Source organism: Streptomyces caniferus (assembly GCF_009811555.1).
In the GTDB taxonomy this organism is placed as follows: domain Bacteria; phylum Actinomycetota; class Actinomycetes; order Streptomycetales; family Streptomycetaceae; genus Streptomyces; species Streptomyces caniferus.
Genome location: NZ_BLIN01000005.1, coordinates 4,862,024 through 4,884,078 on the forward strand (window position 1 = coordinate 4,862,024; position 22,055 = coordinate 4,884,078).

Here is a 22,055-nt window from a genome sequence, read left to right on the forward strand (position 1 = left end):
TCAGGGGGCGAGCTTGTAGCCGAAGCCGCGGACGGTGACGATGCGGCCGTGGCCGATCTTGGCGCGCAGCCGCTGCACATGCACGTCGACGACCCGGGGATCGCCGCCGCACGCGTAGTCCCAGACCCGCTCCAGCAGAGTGGTCCGGGAGAGCACGACCCCGGGCTCCGCCGCGAACTCCAGCACCAACTTGCGCTCGGTGGGGGTGAGATCCAGCAGCCGGCCGGCCCGGTGGATGTCCATGGAAGCGGTGTCCACCGTGAGGTCGCCGAACCGCAGCAGCGTCTCGTTCTCGTACGGGACGGGCTCGGTGAAGTCCGTGGTGCGGCGCAGCGCCGCGCGTATGCGGGCGACGAGCACCGGTATGTCGTACGGCTTGGTGAGATAGTCGTCGGCGCCCGCTTCCAGACCGAGGACGACGTCCACCGGATCGGTGCGGGCGGAGAGCATCAGCACCGGCAGCCGGCTCACCTCGCGGATGCGCCGCACCACGCTGACTCCGTCGAGGCGGGGCAGCATCACGTCCAGCAGGGCGACATCGGGGGCGCGGTCCCGGAACTGCGCCAGCCCGGCATGGCCGTCGGCGGCCGTGCGCACCTCGTATCCGTAGCGTTCCAGGGACAGTTGGGTGGCCTCGCGCAGCAGGGGGTCGTCCTCCACGAGCAGCACATCGGTCATCGCTGGTGTTCCTAGGGCTCGGGGACGGGCAGCCGGACGTTGCGCAGCTCGCTCGCCTGGTCGTGCGGGAGGCCGGGGGCCCGGACGACGGCGCGGGTGTAGTACGAGACGTTCTCACGGCGCTGCAGGCGGCTGAGTTCGACGGTGGCCGGATAGCCGTTCGCCGGGCAGTCCGGGATGCACCACACGCCCCCTGTCCGCCCGGTGGCAACGGCCTTCGGTCTTCCCCAGGAGCGCCAGCTCAACCGGGAGAGGGAGGAGAACTCGGTGAGGGCGAACCCGGTGGGGCGGGTCAGCGGGTGGCCCAGGGTGTCGGTGACGTAGACCGGGCCGGAGACCTGGCTGGGGCTGGGCGCGGGGCCTTCGACATGGGGCTCTTCGGGGTTGCCGCACCCGGCGAGGCCCACGGCCGTGAGCACCAGCGCGAACACGGTGGCCACGGCCGTGGGCTTGTTCATCGGAAGTGGTCTTTTCCGTCAGATGGTGGCGAGCGGACGCTTGCCGTCGAGGTCCTCGGCATCGTACGCACCGTTGCCGCCGGCCAGCTTCAGGGTGAAGGAGGAGAAGACCTTCTTGCCGTGCACCGTCTTGGGGTCCGACAGCGTGAGGGTGCCCTTCAGCGGCTTGTCGAGGCAGGTCCGGACGCACCAGATGCCGGAGACCTCACCGGTGGCGACGGCCTTCTTGGCGCCCCACTGCTTCCAGTGCAGGTTCCCCATCGCGGTGTACTCGGAGAGCACCAGGCGCTCGGGCCTGCGCTCGGCCTTGCCCTTGTCCGCGTTCTCCTCGCCGGCGTGGTTCATGACGTAGGGGGTCTGCGCGGAGTGGGCGGCAGTCGCCGGGCGGGCGGTGTGCGCCGCGGCGGTCGCGGCGTTCGCCCCGGTGGCGGTGGCGACGCTGCCGAGGACGGCGACGCAGGCCAGCGCGGCGCCTATCGCCGACGTGTGGCGACGGGCCGTCTTCGTGATGCGGTTCATGCTCGCTCCAGTTCGTATGGATCGGTCGGCGACTCAGAAGCTATGAGCGACGGTTCTCGATGGCCTGTCAGCCGTGTAACAGCCGTCCATCGGCGGCTGTTACCTGATCTACATACGGGAGGGAGCGGGCTCGCGGCCGGGCCCGGCGAGGCCTGGTGGTGGGGAAAGGCCAGGTCAGGCGGGGCTTCGGCGGCCGCGCTGGCTACTTCGCGGTCAGGCGAGTCGTCCTGCCGTCCTTCGTCACGGCGATGCCCCTCGGCACCTCGACCTTGAACCTGGCGTCACACACGGCGATGCCGCTGCAGCCCGCGTCGATGTCGAGGGTGTCGCCCTTGAGCCGCCAGACCAGACGCGCGGTGCCCGCTGCCGCGTCGAACCACCGGGTGACCTTGATGTCCTTGCGGTCGGTGGCCACCAGATCGGTGGCGACCTCATGTGTCGTCAGGTGCAGGGAAGTGCCGTCGAACGGGAAGGTCTTCGACTCCGGTGTCGCCTTCCTGGCATCCACCGAGCAGCCGGTGAGGCCCAGGGCGGCGAAGGCCGCCGCCGCGACGACGAGGGTGACGGGCCGCTTCGAGCCGGCGCCTGGAAACATCGGTTCCTCCACAGGTACGGGGTGGTGCACTCCGGTGAGGATTCCGGGGCCGGGCGGGCGGCACATCTGCCGATCGGCAGATATCGGGTGGGCGGGTTTCGGGCCGGCTGGCCGGCGGAGGCCGGGGCAGCGGATCTCGGCACGGCCGTTACGGGCTAGTGGAGTTCGGCCCGACGGGCAACGGTTGCGCCGACGGCGGGCGCCGGGAGCAGGCAGCTGACCCGCCACCCCTGCGCGTACGGGCCCGCCTCCAGCGCGCCCCCGAGGGCGGCGACCCGCTCGGCGAGACCCGCGAGCCCGGTGCCACCGCCGCGGCGGGTGGCCGCGGACGCCTGGGGGCCTGCCGTGTCGGCGACCGAGATCTCCACGGACCGGTCGGCGGTCCGGCCGGCGGACACCTCGACCCGGGCGGCCCGCGGCGCATGCCGCCGTACGTTGGTCAGCGCCTCCAGCACCACGCGGTACGCGGTGTCCTCGGCCTCCCGCGAGAGGGCGCCCGCCATCGCGTCCTCCAGGGACAGGGCCACCTCGGCCGTGGTCATGGCGGAGAAACGGCCGACGAGTTCGGGCAGATCGGCCAGACCGTGGTGCCGGGTGGGCGGCGGCTCGTCCGCGGGGCGGCCGTCCACCTCGCGCAGCGTCGCCACCGTACGGTCCATGGAGTCCAGCGCCCGCAGCCCGGCCTGCTCGATACGGTGCAGCAGCGCGCGGTGCTCCTCGGAGCCGGTGTCCTCGCCCAGCTGGGCCGCCTGCGTCTCCAGGACGATGCCGGTCACCTCGTGCGCCACGAAGTCGTGCAGATCGCGGGCGACTTCGAGCCGCTGCTCGCGCCGGGCCAGCGCCACGGCATGCGCCCGGCGATGGTCCAGCGACCGCAGGTAGAGCCCGACGCCGGTGGCCCCGGCGGTCGGGAAGACGGCCAACGCGGCCAGGAAGACCGACTCCTTGAGCCCGAGGTGGGGGTCGTGCAGGGTGAAGCGCAGCGGCAGGAGGATCGCGGCGGTGCCGGTCAGGGCACCGGCGATACCGACGCGGGGGCCGGGCACATGGCGTACCACCCGCTCCAGGAGGACGAGCAGCGCGACCGTCTCGAACGGGGTCCAGAGGAGGGCCAGGCCCGCCTTCCCGAAGGAGACGCAGTCCGCGGCGAGGGAGAGCAGCGTGAGGCCGCCGGCCGCCCGGTCGAGGGTGATCCGGCCCGTCGGCCAGGGCAGGATCGCCACGACGAGCGCGAGCGCGGCCATGGCCGCCGGAACACAGGCGCCGGGCGGCGAGACCACGGCGGGGAGGAGCATCGCCGCCGCGGCCGCCCCGCACCATCGGCGCCGTCTTCGCCGTGCAGGAACGGTGTCATCCATGACGGCGAGGCTACGCAGCCGCCCGCTGGAGGCCCCGCTCGTCGCCTGCCGGAGGGCGGAAACCGGCCGGAGGCCCGGCCTGCCGCGGGCCGAAGGCCGCCTGCGGAGCCCGTCGGTCCGGTGCCCGGATGACCTCAGGACCATGGCCGGATGCCGTCGGTCCCGTACCCGGATGTCCTCACCCCGGTGTCCGCCCGGTCGCGTACCCCAACTCCCAGGCCCGTACGGCGATGCCGACCCGATTGCTCACCTGCAGCTTGCGCTGAATGCTGGCGACATGGGTTTTGACCGTGCCCGCGGAGATGAACAACTCGCGGGCGATATCGGCATTGGTGCGGCCCTCGGCGACCTTCCCGGCGATCTCCACCTCCCGGTCGGTCAGCACCGCGTCGCGGCGGCGGGAGCGGCGGCCGGGCGTGGGGCCGGTGACGTGCTCCAGCAGCCGGACGGTGATCGACGGGCTGATCAGGCTGTCGCCGGCCATGGCCGCCCGCACCGCCTCGATGAGCAGCGTCGGCCCCGAGCGTTTGAGCAGAAAGCCCGAGGCGCCGAAGCGCAGCGCGGGATAGACGTAGGAGTCGAGGTCGAAGGTCGTCACGATGACGATCCGGACCGGGGCGGGCGCCGCGGGGTCGGCCAGCCGGCGGGTCACCTCCAGCCCGTCCATCCGCGGCATCCGGATGTCCACCAGCGCCACATCGGGTTGGAGGGTGCGCCCCAACTCCACGGCCTCCACCCCGTCCGCCGCCTCGCCGACGACTTCCATATCGGGCTGGCTCTCCAGGATGCGGCGGAGGCCCCGGCGGACCATCTCCTGGTCGTCGGCGATCAGTAGGCGAATCGTCACGGGCAGGAATTCTGCCGCAGGCGGGACGGACACGAGGCCCGAACCCCCGCCGCACGCACCTCATTTGAGCCGCTCGGCATCGCACCCCGGAGGTTGTGCTTTCTGCGGCACCGGGCCGCCGGGGGCGAGGACCCGCCGCCGGAACGGGGGAGCGCGGGCAGGGGCGGGGAGGGGAGGGCCGCGGGTCCCTCGGCGATCCCGGCGGTCCGGCGGCATCGATTTCCGGCCAGATATCGGCCTCCTGCCGGACATCCGGCGCACCCGGCAGCCCTCCGGCAGGCATCGGAACCTGCTGACCGCTTACTGCCTGCCGCCCCTCGCCTGCCGCCTACCGCACCCGCGGTGCTCCGGCGGCGCCGCACGCCCGGATGGAGTGCCCTCCAGAGAGCCGCCGCCCGCCCCCTCCGGCCGCCCACCCACCCCCACTGACCTGCGAAAAGACGACCGATGGGGCGGCGAGCCCACCGCCTCCGCGGACCTGCTCGCGTGGCGGGTAGCGGGGGATGCGGGCATGTTGAGGAGACAGCCGCATTCCTGGACGGAAGGAAGGGCCTCAGGGGGCATACCTGACGCGGACGGGGCCGTCCGCGGGTGAGCGGACCAGGAGGCTCCCGGATGCTTCGGAGATCGCTGCGGATACCCGCTGCCGGGATCGCCTACCTGGTGACGGCCGCGGTGTCGTCGTCCGCGATGGCCTCCGGTCCGGAGGAGTACGCGGACGTCGCCGTGAGCAGCGGGACCCGGGCCGGTCCCGGCACCGCGGCCACGCTGGTGATCGCCCACCGCGGTGCCTCGCGGTACGCGCCCGAGAACACCCTCGCCGCCGTCGACGCCGCCCACCGCCGCGGGCTCATATGGGTCGAGAACGATGTGCAGCGCAGCAAGGACGGCCGGCTGGTGGTGCTGCACGACGCCACGCTGGCGCGGACGACCGACGCCGCGAAGGTGTTTCCCGGGCGGGCGCCCTGGCGGGTGGGGGACTTCACCGCCGCCGAGATCGCGCGGCTGGATGCCGGGAGCTGGTTCAACAGGCGGTTCGCCGGGGAACGGGTGCCGACGCTCACCGACTATCTACGCCGTCTGGACCACAACGGCCAGCGCCTTCTGCTGGAGATCAAGGCCCCGGAGAAGTACCCGGGAATCGAGGCACAGGTCATCCGTGAACTGCGGGCACGGGGGTGGCTGGACCGGGCCCATGTCCGCAGCCGGCTGGTGGTCCAGAGCTTCAGCGTGCCGTGTGTCAAGGCCGTGCACGAGGCGGTGCCGCAGATCCGTACGGGGATTCTCGGAGCGCCGGGGGTGGACAAGCTGGCGGGCTATGCGCGGTTCGCCGACCAGATCAACCCCCGCGCGTCCGCGATCAGTTCGCGCTGGCTGGCGGCCGTGCACCGGCTGCGCGGCCCGCACGGGCGCCCGTTGCAGGTCTATGCGTGGGACGTGGCGAAGAACACCAGCGCACGGTCGGTGAGAGCGCGAGGGGTCGAAGGTGTTATTCAATAGCGGGCAGGGGCCGGGGATTAGAGGGGCATTGTCCAGATCTCGTGGGACCGCCATGCCGTGATCCCGGCCGCGCGGCCGTCCGTGGCGCGTGAAGGAGCTGTGGAGGGCGGATGCATCGCGTGTGGCCGCCCACAGACGGGGATTTACGTGATTCCCGCCGCGGGGCTAAGGTGCCTGAGATGTTCGACGCCGCCACACTCCCCGTAAAAGAACTAAGACGCAGGATTTGGCTTTTGGGTTCCGATTTGCGGCCCGGTGCGGGCCAGCGTCCAGCTCCTCCTCTGGGAACGTTCCGGGAGGCTCCTTGAAAAACGATTTTCCGGCATACGGCGAACGGCGGGTGCCCCTTCCCCCGCCGCGACGGATGCCGCACGACGTGTTGACCCCGGCGGGCGCGGCCCAGGCCGGCGGTGCGACGGCGACGATGGCACCGGCGGCGACGGCGACCGCCTCGAAGACGCCGACGGACCGTCAACCGGCTGCCCCGCACGGTACTTCGCCCGACCGGTCCCGCGGCCATGCGAAGGGCCGGGGCACGGACCGTGCCAAGAAGGCCGACGCGGCGGACGCCAAGGCGAAGCCGCGCGACGCCTTCTTCGACAATGCGAAGTATCTGGCCATCGTGCTCGTGGCGATGGGTCACTCCTGGGAACCGCTGCGCGACGGCAGCCGGACGGCGGCGGCGCTCTACATCACCGTCTACGCCTTCCATATGCCGGCGTTCATCATCATCTCCGGCTATTTCTCGCGCAGTTTCGATATGCGCAAGGACCGGCTGCAGCGGCTGATTACCGGGGTCGCCGTGCCCTACATCCTCTTCGAAGTCGCCTACACGCTCTTCAAGAGGTGGGCGGACGACGATCCGGGTTATCCGATCAGCCTGATGGACCCCTGGTATCTGACGTGGTTCCTGGCCGCGCTGTTCATCTGGCGGCTCACGACTCCGCTGTGGAAGATCGTGCGCTGGCCGGTCCCGCTGGCCCTGGCCATCGCCGTGCTGGCGTCCGTCTCACCGGACATCGGCGACGACCTGGACCTCCAGCGGGTGCTGCAGTTCCTGCCGTTCTTCGTGATCGGGCTGTCGCTGCGGCCGGAGCACTTCAAGCTCGTACGCCGCAAGAAGGCGCGGATCCTGGCCGTACCGGTCTTCGCGGCCGCGCTGGTCTTCGCGTACTGGGCGGCGCCGCGGATGAACGCCGCATGGTTCTACCACCGCGACGCCGCGCAGGAGCTGGCCGCTCCCTGGTGGAGCGGTGCGGTGATGACGCTGGCGATGTTCGGCTGCTCACTGGTGCTGGTGGCGTGCTTCTTCGCCTGGATTCCCGGGCGCACGATGTGGTGCACGGCGCTGGGCGCAGGCACTCTCTACGGCTACCTGCTGCACGGCTTCCTCGCCAAGGGCTCGCGCTTCTGGGACTGGTACGACGCGGCCTGGATGCAGACCCCGTGGGGCGCGGTACTGCTGACGCTCATCGCGGGCACCGTCATCACGCTGCTGTGCACGCCGCCCGTGCAGCGGATCTTCCGGTTCGCCATGGAGCCCAAGATGACCTGGGCCTTCAAGAAGGACCCGGTGGGGATGGCCCGCGGCCGGAACTGAGCGGTCGCGCGCCGTACGGGCGGTCGTTCCTCGTGCCGGGGGCGGCGGGCTGTGCCGAGGGTGGTGAACAGCGTCAGGGGCGCTCGTTCCGCCGGGAGACCGGCGGGGCGGGCGCCCCTGACGCGTATCCGGAGTGTGCGAACCCCTGGTGGCCTTCCAGGGCCGGCTTCAGGGTCCCGCCTGCCCTGCGGGCGGACGACGAGACGTTGAAGACAGGCCCTACCGGACGACGGCGATGCCCTCGATCTCGACCAGGGCCGTCTCGTCCCACAGGCGGGTAGTGCCGATCACGGCCATCGCCGGGTAGTCGCTGCCGACCAGGCGCTTCCACACCGCGCCGAGGTCGCGGGCACGGCGGCGGTAGTCGGCGACATCGACCGCGAAGACGGTGAGCTTGGCGAGGTCGGACGGGCGGGCTCCGGCGGCCGCCGCGACCTCCAGGAGGTTCGTCAGCGCCCGCTCGAACTGCTCGACGATGCCGTCACCGACGATCCGGCCCGATCCGTCGAGAGCGGTCTGTCCGGCCAGGAAGACCATGGTGCCCGCGGTGGCGCGCACGGCATGACTGAAGCCGGTCGGCGGCGCGAGATGCGGCGGATTGATGCGCTCCAGGTGCGCCGTCGCGCCGCCGCGCGGGCCCGCGGCCGCCCCGTCTTCCCCACTCCCGGCATCCGTCCGGGCGTTCCGTCCGACGCCCGTCCCGGCACCGCTTCCGGCGCCTGCCGGAGCCTTTGCCCCGGAGCCGGTCCCCGCCCCCGCGCTCGTCCCGTTCTCGGTACTCATTCCCGCTCGCTCCTCTCCGCCGCCAACTCGTATCGCACACCAGGGATTGAAACGCGTCACGTTCCTCCCGGGGAAGCACTTCGCCGCAGACGACGTGTCCGATGCCGGCCGACGGCGCGAGCGCGTAGCGCGCCCGTCGGCCGAACCCCGAGTGGTCGGCCGGCAGCTACCCGGGAGCTCAGGAGCAGCCACCAGGGAGCTCAGGACGTGTCGGCTCGATCCACGCGGGCCGGTGGCACCCACCCGCGCCGACGATCTCGGACGCCCTCGGCCTACGGGTTCCCGGCGTCCCCGACGTTGGAGATCATCTTGCGCAGCACCTTGAGCGCGGCCACGTACTCCTCGTCGCTGATGCCCTCGTGGACCACGGCACGAAGCTCGGTCACCAGCCCGCGCAGCCGCATCCTGGCGGCCTCTCCGGCGTCGGTGAGGTACAGACGATCTCCGGCGTCGGCCCGCAGCCAGCCACGGTGGAGCAACTGGGCGACGACGCGGGGGATCTCGTGCGGCCCGTCCGCGAGGGGCAGCAGCCCGGCGGCCACCTCGTCGCAGCTCGGTGCCGGCGGCCCGTACTTGACGCTGTTGAGTACCCAGTACTGCGGCTGCGTGACATCGATCCCCGCCATGGCGTCACGCAGCTGCCGGGTGACGGCCTCGTGTACTTGACCGCTCCAGTACCCGATGGGCTGGCCGGCCAGCATGTCGTCGGTGGCCGCCGGATCGGCCGGTGCCTGGTCGGGGGTGGTGCCAGTCAGGGGATCCATGATCACGACGCTACCTCCGCACCTCCGCGAGCCCCATCGGAACCCTGTCGAAGGCCGTATCAACCCAACCGTCGTGACAGCGGCGCGGGGCATCCTCCCTCCACCCCCTCCCCATCCTGCTGGACGCCCCGTCACCGTTCGGAAGAACTCGTCCCGGGAGGGCTCGACGTCCTCGCCGCCGCGGCCACCGGCTCCCGGCCGTCCAGCAGGCCCCGGGCGCCGTAGGGCCGGCACCGCAGAAACGCGGCCTCATGGTGGAACGGCTTCTCCCGGTGGTCCCTCACCGCCTCCTGGTGCGCGGGCCGGTCGGCGCCGTAGGCGTAGTGGCACATCGCCGACACGCTCCGCCAGAGGGAGAACGTGCCGACGAAACGGGGTGGTCGGGCCAGGGCGACCGAGGCGACCAGCGCGGGGTCGGCCGCGGCCCGGCCGGCGGCCCGGGAATTGGCGCGCAGGAAGGGCAGGGCGCGGCGCAGCCGCAGCTGTCCGAGGGTGAGGACGACGACCGGCCCGTCCTCCTCCTCCCGCGCGCCGCCGGGGGCGATCTCCAGGGGCATCGCGGGCCACGCACCGGCGAGCCGCAGCGGCTGCAGCCGTACGTGCCAGCCGTCGGCCAGCCGCCGCGGCAGCGGGTCCTCGGCGAGGAATCGGTCGAGCGCGGCATCGTCCTCCCACGCGGCGAGGAGCGCGGCCCGGCCGGGGCGCAGCGCGGGCGGGCCGGCGGCGATGGCGCCGGTGAGCGTGGTCTCGGCGTACCGGAGACCCGGCGTGGTGTCGGGCCGCGGGCGCTCGCGGAGGACGGAGCGCGCGGCGCGGACGCCGATGTCGGCGAAGTGGACGGAAACGATCACGATGAGCCCCCGTACCTAGTTCCTGCCGAGTGAGGTCCACCAGTCGTCTGCGAGCGGACCACTCGTTGATTACTCATGCGTATACCAAGCGGTACACGACACAGTATCCTTCACATGGGCGGCCAAGGCGAGCCGAAATCACCAGCCGGAACACGCCAGATCGCAGGGTGGGAGCGCATGAGGGAGATCGACCGGGGGCGCGCCGCGCGCGCCGAGGCCAGGACGCGTATCGAGGACGCCGCGGCCCGGCTGTTCGCGGAGCGCGGCTTCGCGGGCACCACCATCGGGGAGATCGCCGCCGAAGCGGGCCTGAGCAAGCCGATGCTCTACCGCCACTTCGACTCCAAGCAGGAGCTGCACCTCGCCCTGCTGGAGCGGCACCGCGACGAGCTGGCCGCCGCCCCGGTCCATGAACTCCTCTATGGCGAGGGCGATCTGGCCACGCGCATGACGGCGATGTACGACGCCTGGTTCGGGTACGTGCAGAGCCATCCGTACACCTGGCGCATGATGTTCCGCGACACCACCGGCGACGAGCAGGTGGCGGCCTTCCACCGCGAGGTGCAGCGGCGGCAGCGGGAGACGGACATGGCGCTGCTGCGCGAGTTCGCGCCCGGCATCCCCGAAGCCGAACTGGAGCCGCTCGGCGAGGCGATCCGCAGCTCGCTGTACGGACTCGCCCTGTGGTGGCTGGAGCGGCCCGACCGCCCGCGCGAGCTGCTGGTCGCCACGATGGTGCGGATCACCCGTGGCCTGATCTCCACCGTCGAGCCGCCGAGCGGAGAGCGCAGAGGCGGCGGGGCAACGCCCAGGGAGGGGGCTCCCGCCGCGCCGGACGGCACGGACTGAGTGCCTTCACCTCACCACCGTCGGCGACCATGACCGGAGCGCTCTCACTCCACCCCCTGCGGCACCGGGTGGACCGCCCTCACACCACCGCCGGCGACACCGGATGGAGCGCTTCTCGCAACTGCCCCGTCCAGTGCGCCGTCATCTCCTTCGCCACCCGGGTGTCCGGCGCGAACAGCTCGAAGCCGTGCCAGGCACCGGGCACATTGCGGACCGTGACCGGCACCCCCGCGTCCATCAGGCGCCGGGCGTAGGCCAGCCCCGCATCGCGCATCGGATCGAGATCGCAGACCAGGACATGGGCCGGCGGCAGCCCCGACAGATCGGCGGCACGGGCCGGCGCGGCATACGCCTCCGCCTCCGCCGTCCCCTCGGGAAGGTAGTGCTGCCACGACGACTGGACACCGCGCCCATTGAGCACCCGCGCACCCGGGGCCGCTTCCGCGTCGTCCGCCCCCTCCTCCTCGTCCGCCCCGACCCGGTCGTCCAGATCCGGGACGCACAGCGACTGATGGGCGAGCGCCGGCCCGCCGCGGTCGCGGGCCATCAGGGCGACCGCGGCGCCGAGTCCGCCGCCCGCTGACTTGCCCGCCACCGCGATCCGCGCGGGATCGATGCCCAGCGCGGCGGCCCGCTCCGCCACCCATTCCAGGGCGAGATAGCAGTCCTCCACCCCGGCCGGATAGCGGTGCTCCGGGGCGAGGCGGTATTCGACGGTGATGAGGACCGCGGGCAGCTCCCGGCAGAGCTCGATGGCCACGCGGTCCTGCCCGGGCAGCGACCGGCCGAGGGCGAACCCGCCGCCGTGGAAGTGCAGTACGGCGGGCAGCGCGCTCCCGGCGCCCTCGTCGGCGCCGTCGTGGGTGCCCTCCTCCGGGGCGGCGCCCACCGCCCCCTCCGGACGGTAGACCTCGACCGTCAGTGTGCTGCCGTCCGCCCGTGCAACACCGAACCGCTCACTGCACACACCCGTACGGTCGGCCGGAAAGGCGGCGAGCATCTCGTGGAACCCGTCGCGCGTGGCCTCGATGTCCTCGTACGGATCGGCGAACTCCGGCAACGCCTCAAAAGCCGGTACGAGTTCGGGGTGCACCCGCATCGCGGTCCGGTCGTTCGTCTCGGGCTGGACGCTCATACGGGGTGCTCCTCGTTCAGGACGGACGTACACAGCTTCTGCTCGCAAATCCCCACCCGCACGCACCGGGCCCGCCGCGCCGCACACCCACACCGGGCCCGGCGCCCCGCTCACTTCGCGTCCGCATAGCACTCCACCACCGCCGTGGTGAACGGGAAGCGGACCGGAGTCTCCCCGAACGCGATCCGCCCGGCCGTCGCTGCCGCCGCCGTGATCGCCTCGGCGACCGTCGCCGCCTCCTCCGCGGGGCAGTGCACGATCACCTCGTCGTGCTGGAAGAAGACCAGTTCGGCGCGGAGCCCGCCCTCCGACAGCGAGCGGCGCAGCGCGGCCAGGAGCAGCAGCGCCCAGTCGGCGGCGCTGCCCTGGACGACGAAGTTACGGGTGAACCGGCCACGGGCGCGGGCGGCCGCCGAGCCGGCGCCGTAGGCCGGCGAGGTCTCCTCCTCCTGGGGCAGGCCCGCCTCGTCGGGGGGTGTCACGGACGCGGGCGGGCAGGTGCGGCCCATCCAGGTGCGCACCAGCCGGCCCTCCTCGCCCGCGCGCGCCGCCTCGTCCACATACGCCACCGCGGCCGGATAGCGGCGGCGCAGATCGGCCATGTGCTTGAGGGCGTCGCCGGACGTCTGGCCGTAAATCGCTCCCAGCAGGCCGAGCTTGGCCCGGGCGCGGTCGCCGCCGAACGCGCGGGCGGCCAGATCCGCGTACAGATCCTCACCGCTGCCGGCCACCTCCATCAGCCCACGGTCGCGGGAGATGGCCGCCAGTACCCGGGGCTCCATCTGGTCGGCGTCGGCGACCACCAGGCGCCACCCCGGGTCGGCGAGCACCGCCTGCCGGATCACCTTGGGGATCTGCAGCGCACCACCGCCGTTGGCGGTCCAGCGGCCGGAGACCGTGCCACCGGGCAGATACTCGGGGTGGAAACGCCCGTCGTGCACCCACTGCTGGAGCCAGGACCACCCATGGGCGGTGTGGAGCCGGTAGAGCTTCTTGTACTCCAGCAGCGGCGCCACCGCGGGGTGATCGATCTTCTGCAGCTCCCATTTACGGGTCGAGGTGAGCGCGATCCCGGCACGGGCAAAGGCCTTGATGATGTCGTTGGGCAGATCCGGGCGCACCCGCGCACCCGGCCCGAAGGCCCGGGACACCTCATCGGCCAGCTCCGCCATCCGACGCGGCTCCCCGCCGCCCGGATAGCGCTCTCCCAGCAGCCCGTCGAGCAGCCTGCGGTGCACATCGGCGCGCCAGGGCACCCCGGCCCGCCCCATCTCCACGGCGACCAGCATGCCCGCGGATTCGGCGGCGAGCAGCAGCCGCATCCGGTCCGGGTGCTCCGCCTTCCGCGTACGCGCCAGATGGCCGGCGTAGACCTCCAGCAGCGCCGTCAGCTCGTCCGTGCCGGGCGGCAGCGGCACCGGGCCCGGGTCGAACAGGGACGGCTGGGCCTGAGCCGTACGGACCGGCGGGTCCTGGGGTACGGGCAGGCCGTGCTGCCGCGCCCAGGCGGCGGCCAGCGAACGCGGCTGGCCCGACTGGCCCTCCGCATGGCCGATCAGCAGCGCCTCCGCGGCCTCCACGTCATAGCACCGCTCGACCCGCACCCCCGCCGCCAGCAGCCGCCGGTAGATCTCCGCGGTGGACCGCCACACCCACCGCTCGACCTCCGGCCGCGAGCGCACGGCCTCGGCGAGCGAGGCCTCCCGCACCACCGGCCCGGCGGGCCGGCCGTCCTGGGCGAGCGGGCAGAGACGAGCACCCCCGTCACCCGTCTCCACCACCGCCCATCTCATGCTCCCGAGTCTTCCACCAGGGTCTGACATTCGCCCTGACCAGCACGGACGACACGATCGCCGCCCACCCGAAAGCCCACGGCCAGGAGCTCTCCCCGCCGCACGGCCGCCCCCGGCAACCCCGGTACGCCGGAGACGCCCCCTCGCCCCGCCACCCGCGGACGCAGCACGTCCCGCACCACCACCCGGACCCTGACTGACCGGAACGCGCCCGACGAGCGCTGATGCCCCACCCCTTCCGCCCTACAGAAAAGGAGAGTTCGCTACGGGAGCCTTCGGCCCGCCGCACAACTAAGCGTCAAATCAAACGAGTTGACGCCCACGTCTCCTGAAAGAAGGACGGCATCGCAGCAGCACCGTTCTCTCGGACAAGTGCGCCAGGTATTCACCCGATTGAACCGCTACCTTTGCCCTGGTTGATGAGTTGAGCAGCTTGTCGCTCAAAGCGGCGCGTAGCGATACGCGTACAGATACCTGAATGCTGCTCAGTGAAGAGGTTCACCGTGAAGTTTGTCTCGAAGGCCGCCGTCCTGTCCGCCGCCGCGGGCATCGCCGTTATGGGCGGAGCCGGTGTGGCCAGTGCCCATGGTGGTGCCGGTGCGGCGGGTGTCGCCCAGAACTCCCCCGGTGTTATCTCCGGAAACCTCATCCAGGTTCCGGTCGACGTGCCGGTCAACCTGTGCGGCAACACCATCAACATCGTCGCCCTGCTGAACCCGGCGTTCGGCAACACCTGCGTCAACGCCTGAGTGCTGAACAGCACTTGAGCCCCGCCCGGGCTCCGGGCGGGATGCGGCGGCAAAGGCCGGTACGAATTCTTCGTACCGGCCTTTGAAATGCCAAAACCCCCTCCGGAGACCGGAATCGGCCCGGACGCGGTGATATGTATCTATGGTTTCGTGGCATTCGGGTGAAACGGCGAAACCGCACTCCCAGAAGCGAGTTGACCAGTGCGCTCCGGATACGGGCACTCCGCTTCGAGAAGGGTAAATCGTGATCAAGAAGGTCCTGGCCACGACGGCTGTAGCCGCGTCCGTCGTCGGCATCTCGGCAACGGTCGCCCCCCAGGCGATGGCGATCGGCAACCACAACGGCACCTCCACGGTCAACGGCAACGGCGCCAAGAGCGCGTTCGGCAACTCCACCACGGTGGGCAAGATGAGCCCGCAGCTGGAGCTCATCCAGGGCTCGCTGAACAAGCCGTGCCTGGGCCTGGGCAAGGTGGGCGTCCAGCTCGCCGCGGTTCTGGCGAACGTGCAGGACGTCAACGTGCTGTCCTCGCCGCAGAACCAGCAGTGCACGGAGAACTCGACGCAGGCCAAGGGCGACGAGGCGCTGTCGCACATCCTCAGCGACATTCCGGTCCTGTCCGGGAACGGTGTCGGCAACCGCTGAGCCGGCCATCGGCCGCAGGCCTGGACCGCCGGCTCTCGCTTCCAGAGCGGTCCGGGGCCTGTGGCGCCCCGTTACGAACCGTAGGGACGAATCTTCTCGATCCCCTCTTCGGTAGGAATTCGTATTCGACGGGTGCCTCGACTGTTCGAACTCCGGTGTTTTTTCCGCGTCGTATGCGCGGTGGCAATCTCCCGAAACGGTCTTGCATCGTTCGGGCGATCCCTCCAAAAACCTCCCGGCAAGAGTTTCGTGCACGAGGAGGAATCGTTACCAATATCGGCAGCGGCGTTACGGGCGAGCAGAACAGCGCCCGTGCGACACGAGGGTCGTGTTCGCTACGGACCCGCTGCAAGGAAGGGCTGAAAGTGAAGTACGCAAAGGTCGCAGCGATCACCGCCGGAACGATCATGGCGATGGGATCGGCTGCGCCGGCATTCGCCGACGCGGGTGCCGCGGGTGGCGCCAAGAACTCGCCCGGTGTGCTCTCCGGCAACGCCATCCAGGTCCCGGTGCACATCCCGATCAACCTCTGCGGCAACACCGTCAACATCGTTGCTCTGCTGAACCCGGCGTTCGGCAACAACTGCCTGAACCACTGACTCGAAGGAATTCGAGCCGTGTCCATGTGACCCGGCCCCGATGCACGGTCCCCTGTGCATCGGGGCCGGTCGCTGTCCGGCTCCGGCCTGAAGAATGGAATGGCCGCACCTTTCGGGTGGCGTTGCCAAGAAGCGTGCACTTCAGAGTTTCTCCGTGTGGCAGCACTCGTTAATCAGCGTGAATGCGGTGACCCGAGCAGTCGAAGTGAATGCTCGCGCGGCGCTTGTGTCGCGGGACCGTCAAGCACCGCCCGAGAAGGGACAGTTGAAAGTGAAGTACGCCAAGTCTGCTGCGGTTGTTGCCGGTTCCGTCATGGCGCTGGGTATGGCCGCGCCCGCATTCGCCGCCCAGCCCGGAGCCCCGACCATGAGCCTCAACGGCGGGCTGACCGACGCGCTGAGCAGTAAGCAGCTGGACGGTCACCAGCTCACGCCGCTGGTCAGCACGGTCAAGACCGCGGAAGGCAAGATCAGGTCGACCAACGCGAAGAAGCTGCTCCGCGGTGTCACCGGGACGACCAAGAAGACCCCGCTGCTCGGCGGCCTTCCGCTCAAGTAAGTGCGGGGCGCGCCGGCGGCGGACGGACGGCGAAACCGACCGCCCCGGGCGCGGCGACGCAGGTGTGGACTTTCACCGTTCCTCGGCCGCGCTGGTGAGTTCGGCGCGGTATCGGTATTCCGCGGCACTCGGTGGCGGATTTGATGGGAGGCGGGTATCCACCGCACCCCGATTATTTCCGATCCGCCTTCCGGCCGTGATCTCGATCGGCAAAACGGATCAGACCGGCCAGCTCATTTGAGTGAATGAGAACAACCAAAATCATCCCTGTGAGTTGGGCAGATCGCCCGGCCCAAGGGCATCCCGAAACACGAAGGACCAAAATGATCAAGAAGGTTTTGGCGACCGCAGCCGCGGCTGCCTCCATTGTCGGTGTGGCCGCCGCTGCCGCCCCCGCGGCGATGGCGATCGGCAACCAGCACGGCACGTCTTCCGTCAACGGCAACGGCGCGCGGGAGTACTTCGGAAACTCCACCACCTACGGCTACATGAGCCCGCAGATCGGCCTGATCCAGGGCTCGCTGAACAAGCCCTGCCTGGCTCTGGGCAAGCTGAACCTCCAGGGTGCCGGCGGGCTCGTGCTGCAGGACCTCAACATCCTGTCGTCGCCGCAGAACCAGCAGTGCACCGAGAACTCCACCCAGGCCAAGGGTGACGAGCCGCTGTCGCACATCCTGGACAACATCCCGGTCCTTTCCGGCAACGGCGCCGGCAACCACTGACCGGCTGAGCAGCACCCGGGCCGTCCGGTCCTCCTTCTTCCGGGCGACCCGGGTTTCTGCTGTCCGGCGTCGGCCCGGAAATGTTATTCGCTCGTGACTCGACGCCGGTGCGCCGATCGTTAGGAATGTTGTGTGGAGGGAAGCATGCCAATGCCCTGGCGAGATTGATGGGGCTGCCAGGGCATTGGCATGCCGTCCGTATCGGGAGCAGGGCCCGCGATTCCGTTCATCGGAGTCGCGGGCCCTGTTTCGTGCGACGGGAATTGGCGCGCCGGAACGACAAGTCGCATTGTCGGTACGCGAATTGGCGCGAGGTTGAGCGGCGGTAAGGGCAGATATGCAGACCTGGTACCAGCTATTCGGGTGATGGTGCAGAACCCGAGCCGGTGTGGCGGGTTGTTCAAACAGGGCTCCCGTGTCGGGAGTTTCTTCTCCTGAAGGGTTTGCGTGATGAAGAAGATGATGGCGGGCGCGGCTGTGGCGGCGTCGCTGATCGGTATTTCCGCTGCGGCCGCGCCTGAGGCCATGGCGATCGGTGACCAGAAGGGCACCGCCACGGTCAACGGAAACGGCGCGGCGTCGGTCTACGGCAACTCCACCACGCGCGGTGACCTGAGCACCCAGCTCGGCCTCGTCCAGGGCTCGCTGAACGACCTGTGCCTCGGCCTCGGCAAGGTGAACGTCCAGGCCCTCGCCGCGATCCAGGCGCAGGACCTCAACATCCTGTCCAGCCCGCAGAACCAGCAGTGCACCAAGAACTCGACGCAGGCCAAGGGTGACGAGGCGCTGTCGCACATCATCGACGACATCCCGATCCTCTCCGGGAACGGCGTCGGCAACCACTGAGGCCGACCGGCCTCGGCCGTTCCACCGCTTGTGTCTCCGGGCGGTCGGCGCCGCGTAAGCGCTGCCGGCCGCCCGGTCGTGCAAGCGGAACGGGGGGTGCGGGTGGTGACCCGTACGCAATGACTGCACAGAAGGGACGAGAGATGCGACAGAGCCTGAAGACGTGCGTGTTCGTGGCGGCGGCGGCGTCGGGCGTGCTCGGCGCGGGCGGCGGCGTGGCGTATGCGGATGCCGGTGCCGCGGGCGGCGCGACGAACTCTCCCGGGGTGCTGTCCGGGAACAACATCCAGGTGACCGTGGACACCCCGGTCAATGTGTGTGGCAACTCGGTCGACGGGGGCGCGGCGCTCAACCCGGCCATGGGCGCCTCGTGCGGAAACGGTGCGGCGCCCGTGGCGGCCGCCCAGCGGCCCCTGGCCGCCGCTCCGCCACCCCCGGCGGCACACCGGCGGGCCCCGGGGTCCGCCCCGAAGCACGCGGCCCCGGAGTCGGCGCCGCGGGTACGGCCGCAGGCGGAGCCGCCGGCCGGGACGGCGCCGAAGCATGCCAGGACGTCCATGGCCGATCCCGCGGCAGGGCCCGCGGCGCGGTCCGTGCGCGAGGGAGCGGGGGCGCGGACCGGGACGTCGGCGGGCTCCGCGCTGCTGGCGTCCACCGGGCCCGGCGAGCTGGGCATGGTGGCCGGTGTGGGCGGCGGGCTGCTGGTGGGCGGGGCGCTGCTGCTGCGCCGGGCCGGTACGCGCCGCAGATGAGCGCGGCCTTGTCCGCGGCGGCCGATGCCGGGGGCGCCGGGGGCTGGGCGGCCGGCCGAGCGGGTCCGGCGGGCCGCTCGGCCTGGGCCGCCCGGTCGAGTCGGCCGTCGGCATCGCCGGACGACTCGACCGTGGGCCGTCGTACCGCTGCCCCGGGCGCGCTGCGGCTGGAAGGCACCCTGGGGGGCGTACGACGGATCGTGCGGATCAACGCGTGAAGGCCTTGCCCGGCACGGGAAGGATCGTTCTTTCGCTCATTGGTGGGGACCCGCCTGCCGGGTGTTTGGAGCGGGGCGGAGCCCAAAGCGCCGCGGGGCCGTGCCGCTCGCTGCGGGCTCTGGCAAAATTGGGGTGAAAGCCGCAAAAGTGATGGGTCGATGAGGTGGGGCCATGCTCGTTGCGCTGGCGCAGACGGACTGTGTACTGGGCGAGGTGGCAGCGAACCTCGATATCGCCCGTGAGCAGATCGAGCAGGCGGCGGCGCAGGCTGCGGACCTTGTCGTCTTTCCCGAACTGAGCCTGCACGGCTACCACTTGGGCGCGCTCAAGCGCGATGAGTCCCTCGAGGCGAACGATGCGCGGCTGCTGGAGCTCAGCACCCTCGGCCCCGATGTGCTGGTCGGCTTCCATGAGCACACCAGTCTGCGGGCGTACAACACCGCGGCGCACTACTCGGCCGGCGCGCTGGTGCATGCCCACCGCAAGCTGTACCTCCCCAACTACCTGGCCTGGGAGGAGCGCAAGCACGTCAGCCCGGGGCAGTCGCTGCGCGCGTACGAGCTGAAGCGGGCCAGGAGCGGCGGCCGGGGCGCGACGCTGATCTGCAATGACGCCTGGCAGCCGACGCTGCCGTGGCTGGCGGTGCAGGACGGCGCCGAGGTGCTGTTCATCCCGACGAACAGCGCGGCGAGCCTGGATCCGGAGGCGATGGACACCGGGCTCTACTGGGACACCCTGCTGTCCTATACGGCGAAGATGCTGCAGTGCTGGGTGGTCTTCGTCAATCGCGTGGGCAATGAGCACGGCGCGGCGTTCTGGGGCGGCTCGCGGGTGGTGGACCCGCGCGGCGCGGTGGTGGCGCAGGCACCGAAATGGGAGCCCTCGGTGATCACCGTCGAGATCGATCTCGCCGAGGCGCGGCGGCAGCGCCGTGCGGTGCCGCTGGTCGCCGAGGCCCGGCTGGGGCTGATCGACCGCGAGGTGCGGCGGCTGATCGACGAGGGCGGCGACCACTGAGGGGCCGGCGGGCCGGCCTCAGTGGCGGGCGGCGGTCTCCGGACGGGGGGCGGACTCCGGGCGGGGCGCCTCGGCCGGCTCGTCGCCCTTGAGGGCCTTGGCCTCGGACTTGAGGATGCGCATCGAGCGGCCCAGGCCGCGCGCCATGTCGGGCAGCTTCTTCGAACCGAAGAGCAGCACGAGTACCGCGATGATCAGGATCAGATGCCAGGGCTCGAAGGCGTTGCGGAGCATGGGCGCGCTCGCTTTCGTCGGGAGGGTCAGCGGACGTTCTGTCCAGTATTACCCGAACGTTCCGGCCGTCCGGTCCAGGGGTCGCCCCCCGGGGCCGGACGGCCGGCGGCACGGCTACCAGCTCGCCTTGCGGACCCCCGGCTGGTGGCCCGCGTGCGCCTGCTCGCGCAGCCGTCCCCGGGACAGTCCGAAGGCGCGGAGGTAGCCGCGCGGGTGCCCGTCGACGCTGTCGCGGTTGCGCACCCGGGTGGTACTGGCGTCCCGCGGCCCGCAGGAGAGCTCGCCGCGGGCGGCGGTCGCGCGGCGCCTCCCGTTCTTGGTGATCTTGCTCTGCTTGGCCATCAGACCTTCTCCCCTCGTGCGCGGATCCGGGCGACGGCCGCCTCGATGCCGATCGTGTCCACGGTCTTGATCTTGGGGAACGGTGCCGGCGGTGGACCGGAGCAAGGGGGCCCCTGTCACGTACGTGACCCGCAAGAACAGTCGTAACCCCCAGCCTTCGGCCGGGAGGTGCCCCCGTCGCCGGGTCACCCGAGTCCGTGCGCATCAGCAGCGGCAGCTGTCCCGGGCGATCAAGAACGCACGGGAGATGGCGCTGCTCCCGTATGCGTCACGGTGACGGCCGCCTCCTGGTGACGGGTGCCGTCCGGTGACGCGTGCCCTCCGGTGGCGGCGGGAGGCCCCCTGCGCGTGAGGCGCGGGTGCCTCCCGGCTGTGACGGGCCGAACGCGGTCCGGTGCGCGCGCCCGTCCGGCCGGGTGTCCGCCCGTGCCCCTGGAACCCGCAGCACGTGGCGCACGTCTCTCCCTCGGTGGTGAGGGCTTCGGGCCGGGTGGTCCGTACCAGCTACGGGGCGCGCCTCATCAGGGGCGATGGCCGGCGGCCGGTGTCGGGGGAGGATCTGGCCGGGGCGCTCGACGAGCTGTGACCGGCTCTGCACCGGCTGTCGTGCACGTGCATCTGCGCATGCATCCGCATGAGAACGCAGCTATGCTCCCGGGCAGTTGACACCATTTATCACCGGGAGACCCCTGTGCTCCACGCATACAACGGCATGGCCGCCACGGATCTCCGCGATGTGGCATGGCAGAAGAGCAGGCACAGCAACTCCCAGGGCTCCTGCGTGGAGTTCGCCAAGCTGCCCGGGGGTGACATCGCGGTACGCAACTCCCGCTTCCCGGACGGTCCCGCGCTCGTCTACACCCCGGCCGAGGTCCGGGCGATGCTGCTCGGCATCAAGGACGGGGAGTTCGACCATCTCGTACGGGACTGAGCGCCCGAGGGTGTCCGGGCGGCCGTAGCGGTACACGGGCCGCAGGGCCGGCGCGGTCCGCGCACACGGCAACCGGGCGCCCGTACATGACGGTGCGCCCGGTGTGAGGGAGCGGCTACGGCAGCCGGAAGAGCGCCCACACGATCTTGCCGTGGGCGGCACCGGCCAGCGGATGCCAGCCCCAGCTGTCGCTGAAGGAGTCCACGAGGTACAGCCCCCGCCCCGACTCCGCGGCCGAATCCGCCTCGCCGGCGACCGGTGAGTCGTCGCTCGGGTCCCGTACGGCGCAGATCAGCCGGGAGGACCAGCGCATCAGATGCAGCCGGGCGGGCGGGGTGGCGTCGTGGTGCTCCGGAGCGGCCAGGATCGCGTGCCGCAGGGCGTTGGTGACGAGCTCGGAGACCACGAGGGCGACCGAGTCGAAGAGATCGTCAAGATCCCAGCCCTGCAGGGTCTCGCGTGTGAACGCACGTGCGCAGCGCACCGATTCGTAGCGTGCCGGGAGCGTGCGGGATGCGGAGCCGGAGGCGGCCAAGGGGTCGACGGGAGGGAAGCCCTGCCATAACGGCTCGAGCATGGTCAAAACCTTGGTCCCCATGCGAGGCACTCCTGGCGTTCGCGGACGTCATGACCCTGGCCGGTCAGCCGGATCTGGCGGATCTTTCACGAGCGTGCATGCGTGCGACGCCTATGGTTCCCAATGCGCGGG

At 71.0% G+C, this 22,055-nt stretch carries 28 protein-coding genes and 1 pseudogene; 14 read left to right on the forward strand and 15 right to left on the reverse strand.

The window, feature by feature from the left end:
* The 6 genes from cseB to Scani_RS37855 form a co-directional block, all read right to left on the reverse strand.
* The gene (gene cseB / locus Scani_RS37830; protein WP_159482149.1) at positions 1 to 678 is read right to left on the reverse strand and encodes a two-component system response regulator CseB; all 678 of its coding nucleotides are present in this window, start codon (positions 676 to 678) and stop codon (positions 1 to 3) included.
* Positions 679 to 689: 11 nt separating this feature from the next.
* Positions 690 to 1,136, reverse strand: a complete 447-nt coding sequence (locus tag Scani_RS37835) for a hypothetical protein (protein ID WP_159482150.1) — start codon at positions 1,134 to 1,136, stop codon at positions 690 to 692.
* Positions 1,137 to 1,154: 18 nt separating this feature from the next.
* On the reverse strand, positions 1,155 to 1,655 hold the full coding sequence (locus Scani_RS37840; RefSeq protein WP_159482151.1) for a hypothetical protein: 501 nt from the start codon (positions 1,653 to 1,655) through the stop codon (positions 1,155 to 1,157).
* A gap of 202 nt (positions 1,656 to 1,857) precedes the next feature.
* Positions 1,858 to 2,250, reverse strand: a complete 393-nt coding sequence (locus tag Scani_RS37845) for a hypothetical protein (RefSeq protein WP_159482152.1) — start codon at positions 2,248 to 2,250, stop codon at positions 1,858 to 1,860.
* Between the two features lie 155 nt (positions 2,251 to 2,405).
* Positions 2,406 to 3,608 (reverse strand): sensor histidine kinase, encoded by a 1,203-nt coding sequence (locus Scani_RS37850; RefSeq protein ID WP_159482153.1) that lies wholly within the window; start codon positions 3,606 to 3,608, stop codon positions 2,406 to 2,408.
* A 178-nt stretch (positions 3,609 to 3,786) separates the two neighbouring features.
* Positions 3,787 to 4,455 carry a response regulator gene (locus tag Scani_RS37855; RefSeq protein ID WP_159482154.1) on the reverse strand — a complete coding sequence of 223 codons (669 nt, stop codon included), beginning with the start codon at positions 4,453 to 4,455 and terminating at the stop codon, positions 3,787 to 3,789.
* 615 nt (positions 4,456 to 5,070) lie between these two features.
* On the opposite strand from Scani_RS37855, the gene Scani_RS37860 reads away from it, so the two are divergent.
* Entirely contained in the window at positions 5,071 to 5,955 is an 885-nt protein-coding gene (locus tag Scani_RS37860; RefSeq protein ID WP_159482155.1) for a glycerophosphodiester phosphodiesterase, read from the forward strand.
* A gap of 424 nt (positions 5,956 to 6,379) precedes the next feature.
* The gene (locus Scani_RS37865; RefSeq protein ID WP_371872448.1) at positions 6,380 to 7,555 is read left to right on the forward strand and encodes an acyltransferase family protein; all 1,176 of its coding nucleotides are present in this window, start codon (positions 6,380 to 6,382) and stop codon (positions 7,553 to 7,555) included.
* A gap of 219 nt (positions 7,556 to 7,774) precedes the next feature.
* Here the strand turns inward: Scani_RS37865 and Scani_RS37870 are convergent, their stop codons facing one another.
* The 3 genes from Scani_RS37870 to Scani_RS37880 all read right to left on the reverse strand — a co-directional run bounded on the left by Scani_RS37870 (position 7,775) and on the right by Scani_RS37880 (position 9,953).
* Entirely contained in the window at positions 7,775 to 8,167 is a 393-nt protein-coding gene (locus tag Scani_RS37870; protein ID WP_159482612.1) for a RidA family protein, read from the reverse strand.
* A gap of 443 nt (positions 8,168 to 8,610) precedes the next feature.
* Entirely contained in the window at positions 8,611 to 9,102 is a 492-nt protein-coding gene (locus tag Scani_RS37875; protein WP_159482156.1) for a MarR family winged helix-turn-helix transcriptional regulator, read from the reverse strand.
* A 131-nt stretch (positions 9,103 to 9,233) separates the two neighbouring features.
* Positions 9,234 to 9,953, reverse strand: a complete 720-nt coding sequence (locus Scani_RS37880) for a spheroidene monooxygenase (RefSeq protein WP_159482157.1) — start codon at positions 9,951 to 9,953, stop codon at positions 9,234 to 9,236.
* A gap of 177 nt (positions 9,954 to 10,130) precedes the next feature.
* On the opposite strand from Scani_RS37880, the gene Scani_RS37885 reads away from it, so the two are divergent.
* Positions 10,131 to 10,802 carry a TetR/AcrR family transcriptional regulator gene (locus Scani_RS37885; RefSeq protein WP_159482158.1) on the forward strand — a complete coding sequence of 224 codons (672 nt, stop codon included), beginning with the start codon at positions 10,131 to 10,133 and terminating at the stop codon, positions 10,800 to 10,802.
* 79 nt (positions 10,803 to 10,881) lie between these two features.
* On the opposite strand, the gene Scani_RS37890 is transcribed toward Scani_RS37885, so the two are convergent.
* Together Scani_RS37890 and Scani_RS37895 are read right to left on the reverse strand one after the other, a co-directional pair.
* Positions 10,882 to 11,937: an alpha/beta hydrolase gene (locus Scani_RS37890; RefSeq protein ID WP_159482159.1), complete on the reverse strand. Its 1,056-nt coding sequence runs from the start codon at positions 11,935 to 11,937 to the stop codon at positions 10,882 to 10,884.
* Between the two features lie 110 nt (positions 11,938 to 12,047).
* On the reverse strand, positions 12,048 to 13,730 hold the full coding sequence (locus Scani_RS37895) for a bifunctional 3'-5' exonuclease/DNA polymerase (protein ID WP_159482160.1): 1,683 nt from the start codon (positions 13,728 to 13,730) through the stop codon (positions 12,048 to 12,050).
* Between the two features lie 503 nt (positions 13,731 to 14,233).
* Here Scani_RS37895 and Scani_RS37900 point away from each other — a divergent pair.
* From Scani_RS37900 to Scani_RS37935, 8 genes are all read left to right on the forward strand, one after another.
* A complete protein-coding gene (locus Scani_RS37900) occupies positions 14,234 to 14,479 on the forward strand; it encodes a chaplin (RefSeq protein WP_159482161.1) in 246 nt (81 codons plus the stop codon).
* A gap of 244 nt (positions 14,480 to 14,723) precedes the next feature.
* Positions 14,724 to 15,125, forward strand: coding sequence for a rodlin (locus tag Scani_RS37905; RefSeq protein WP_159482162.1), 402 nt, complete (start codon positions 14,724 to 14,726; stop codon positions 15,123 to 15,125).
* 365 nt (positions 15,126 to 15,490) lie between these two features.
* Entirely contained in the window at positions 15,491 to 15,724 is a 234-nt protein-coding gene (locus Scani_RS37910) for a chaplin (protein ID WP_218039219.1), read from the forward strand.
* 271 nt (positions 15,725 to 15,995) lie between these two features.
* Positions 15,996 to 16,283, forward strand: coding sequence for a hypothetical protein (locus tag Scani_RS37915; RefSeq protein WP_159482163.1), 288 nt, complete (start codon positions 15,996 to 15,998; stop codon positions 16,281 to 16,283).
* Positions 16,284 to 16,606: 323 nt separating this feature from the next.
* A complete protein-coding gene (locus tag Scani_RS37920) occupies positions 16,607 to 17,005 on the forward strand; it encodes a rodlin (protein ID WP_159482164.1) in 399 nt (132 codons plus the stop codon).
* 450 nt (positions 17,006 to 17,455) lie between these two features.
* The gene (locus tag Scani_RS37925; RefSeq protein ID WP_159482165.1) at positions 17,456 to 17,851 is read left to right on the forward strand and encodes a rodlin; all 396 of its coding nucleotides are present in this window, start codon (positions 17,456 to 17,458) and stop codon (positions 17,849 to 17,851) included.
* Positions 17,852 to 17,994: 143 nt separating this feature from the next.
* A complete protein-coding gene (locus tag Scani_RS41470; protein WP_159482166.1) occupies positions 17,995 to 18,603 on the forward strand; it encodes a chaplin in 609 nt (202 codons plus the stop codon).
* Positions 18,604 to 18,993: 390 nt separating this feature from the next.
* On the forward strand, positions 18,994 to 19,839 hold the full coding sequence (locus Scani_RS37935) for a nitrilase-related carbon-nitrogen hydrolase (RefSeq protein ID WP_159482167.1): 846 nt from the start codon (positions 18,994 to 18,996) through the stop codon (positions 19,837 to 19,839).
* 18 nt (positions 19,840 to 19,857) lie between these two features.
* Here Scani_RS37935 and tatA read toward each other — a convergent pair whose 3' ends face one another.
* From tatA to Scani_RS37950, 3 genes and pseudogenes are all read right to left on the reverse strand, one after another.
* On the reverse strand, positions 19,858 to 20,073 hold the full coding sequence (gene tatA / locus Scani_RS37940) for a Sec-independent protein translocase subunit TatA (RefSeq protein WP_159471600.1): 216 nt from the start codon (positions 20,071 to 20,073) through the stop codon (positions 19,858 to 19,860).
* Positions 20,074 to 20,187: 114 nt separating this feature from the next.
* Positions 20,188 to 20,415, reverse strand: a complete 228-nt coding sequence (locus tag Scani_RS37945; RefSeq protein WP_159471598.1) for an uS14 family ribosomal protein — start codon at positions 20,413 to 20,415, stop codon at positions 20,188 to 20,190.
* Positions 20,415 to 20,486, reverse strand: a pseudogene (locus Scani_RS37950) (50S ribosomal protein L28); the annotation flags it as partial. The gene Scani_RS37945 and the pseudogene Scani_RS37950, both read right to left, overlap by 1 nt.
* Positions 20,487 to 20,497: 11 nt before the next feature.
* On the opposite strand from Scani_RS37950, the gene Scani_RS42275 reads away from it, so the two are divergent.
* From Scani_RS42275 to Scani_RS37965, 3 genes are all read left to right on the forward strand, one after another.
* Positions 20,498 to 20,692: a bS18 family ribosomal protein gene (locus tag Scani_RS42275; RefSeq protein WP_371872319.1), complete on the forward strand. Its 195-nt coding sequence runs from the start codon at positions 20,498 to 20,500 to the stop codon at positions 20,690 to 20,692.
* 171 nt (positions 20,693 to 20,863) lie between these two features.
* A complete protein-coding gene (locus tag Scani_RS37960) occupies positions 20,864 to 21,001 on the forward strand; it encodes a hypothetical protein (protein WP_159471596.1) in 138 nt (45 codons plus the stop codon).
* A gap of 105 nt (positions 21,002 to 21,106) precedes the next feature.
* Complete coding sequence (locus Scani_RS37965; protein ID WP_086718280.1) at positions 21,107 to 21,346, forward strand: DUF397 domain-containing protein; 240 nt, start codon at positions 21,107 to 21,109, stop codon at positions 21,344 to 21,346.
* 115 nt (positions 21,347 to 21,461) lie between these two features.
* Here Scani_RS37965 and Scani_RS37970 read toward each other — a convergent pair whose 3' ends face one another.
* On the reverse strand, positions 21,462 to 21,944 hold the full coding sequence (locus tag Scani_RS37970) for an ATP-binding protein (protein ID WP_159471594.1): 483 nt from the start codon (positions 21,942 to 21,944) through the stop codon (positions 21,462 to 21,464).
* Between the last annotated feature and the right edge of the window lie 111 nt (positions 21,945 to 22,055).

Bases quoted from the DNA above. Each gene is read 5' to 3' on its own strand.
- cseB (WP_159482149.1), bottom strand. From the start codon at position 678: ATGACCGATGTGCTGCTCGTGGAGGACGACCCCCTGCTGCGCGAGGCC.
- Scani_RS37835 (WP_159482150.1), bottom strand. From the start codon at position 1,136: ATGAACAAGCCCACGGCCGTGGCCACCGTGTTCGCGCTGGTGCTCACG.
- Scani_RS37840 (WP_159482151.1), bottom strand. From the start codon at position 1,655: ATGAACCGCATCACGAAGACGGCCCGTCGCCACACGTCGGCGATAGGC.
- Scani_RS37845 (WP_159482152.1), bottom strand. From the start codon at position 2,250: ATGTTTCCAGGCGCCGGCTCGAAGCGGCCCGTCACCCTCGTCGTCGCG.
- Scani_RS37850 (WP_159482153.1), bottom strand. From the start codon at position 3,608: ATGGATGACACCGTTCCTGCACGGCGAAGACGGCGCCGATGGTGCGGG.
- Scani_RS37860 (WP_159482155.1), top strand. From the start codon at position 5,071: ATGCTTCGGAGATCGCTGCGGATACCCGCTGCCGGGATCGCCTACCTG.
- Scani_RS37865 (WP_371872448.1), top strand. From the start codon at position 6,380: ATGGCACCGGCGGCGACGGCGACCGCCTCGAAGACGCCGACGGACCGT.
- Scani_RS37875 (WP_159482156.1), bottom strand. From the start codon at position 9,102: ATGGATCCCCTGACTGGCACCACCCCCGACCAGGCACCGGCCGATCCG.
- Scani_RS37885 (WP_159482158.1), top strand. From the start codon at position 10,131: ATGAGGGAGATCGACCGGGGGCGCGCCGCGCGCGCCGAGGCCAGGACG.
- Scani_RS37890 (WP_159482159.1), bottom strand. From the start codon at position 11,937: ATGAGCGTCCAGCCCGAGACGAACGACCGGACCGCGATGCGGGTGCAC.
- Scani_RS37895 (WP_159482160.1), bottom strand. From the start codon at position 13,730: ATGAGATGGGCGGTGGTGGAGACGGGTGACGGGGGTGCTCGTCTCTGC.
- Scani_RS37920 (WP_159482164.1), top strand. From the start codon at position 16,607: ATGATCAAGAAGGTTTTGGCGACCGCAGCCGCGGCTGCCTCCATTGTC.
- Scani_RS37925 (WP_159482165.1), top strand. From the start codon at position 17,456: ATGAAGAAGATGATGGCGGGCGCGGCTGTGGCGGCGTCGCTGATCGGT.
- Scani_RS41470 (WP_159482166.1), top strand. From the start codon at position 17,995: ATGCGACAGAGCCTGAAGACGTGCGTGTTCGTGGCGGCGGCGGCGTCG.
- Scani_RS37935 (WP_159482167.1), top strand. From the start codon at position 18,994: ATGCTCGTTGCGCTGGCGCAGACGGACTGTGTACTGGGCGAGGTGGCA.
- tatA (WP_159471600.1), bottom strand. From the start codon at position 20,073: ATGCTCCGCAACGCCTTCGAGCCCTGGCATCTGATCCTGATCATCGCG.
- Scani_RS37945 (WP_159471598.1), bottom strand. From the start codon at position 20,415: ATGGCCAAGCAGAGCAAGATCACCAAGAACGGGAGGCGCCGCGCGACC.
- Scani_RS37970 (WP_159471594.1), bottom strand. From the start codon at position 21,944: ATGGGGACCAAGGTTTTGACCATGCTCGAGCCGTTATGGCAGGGCTTC.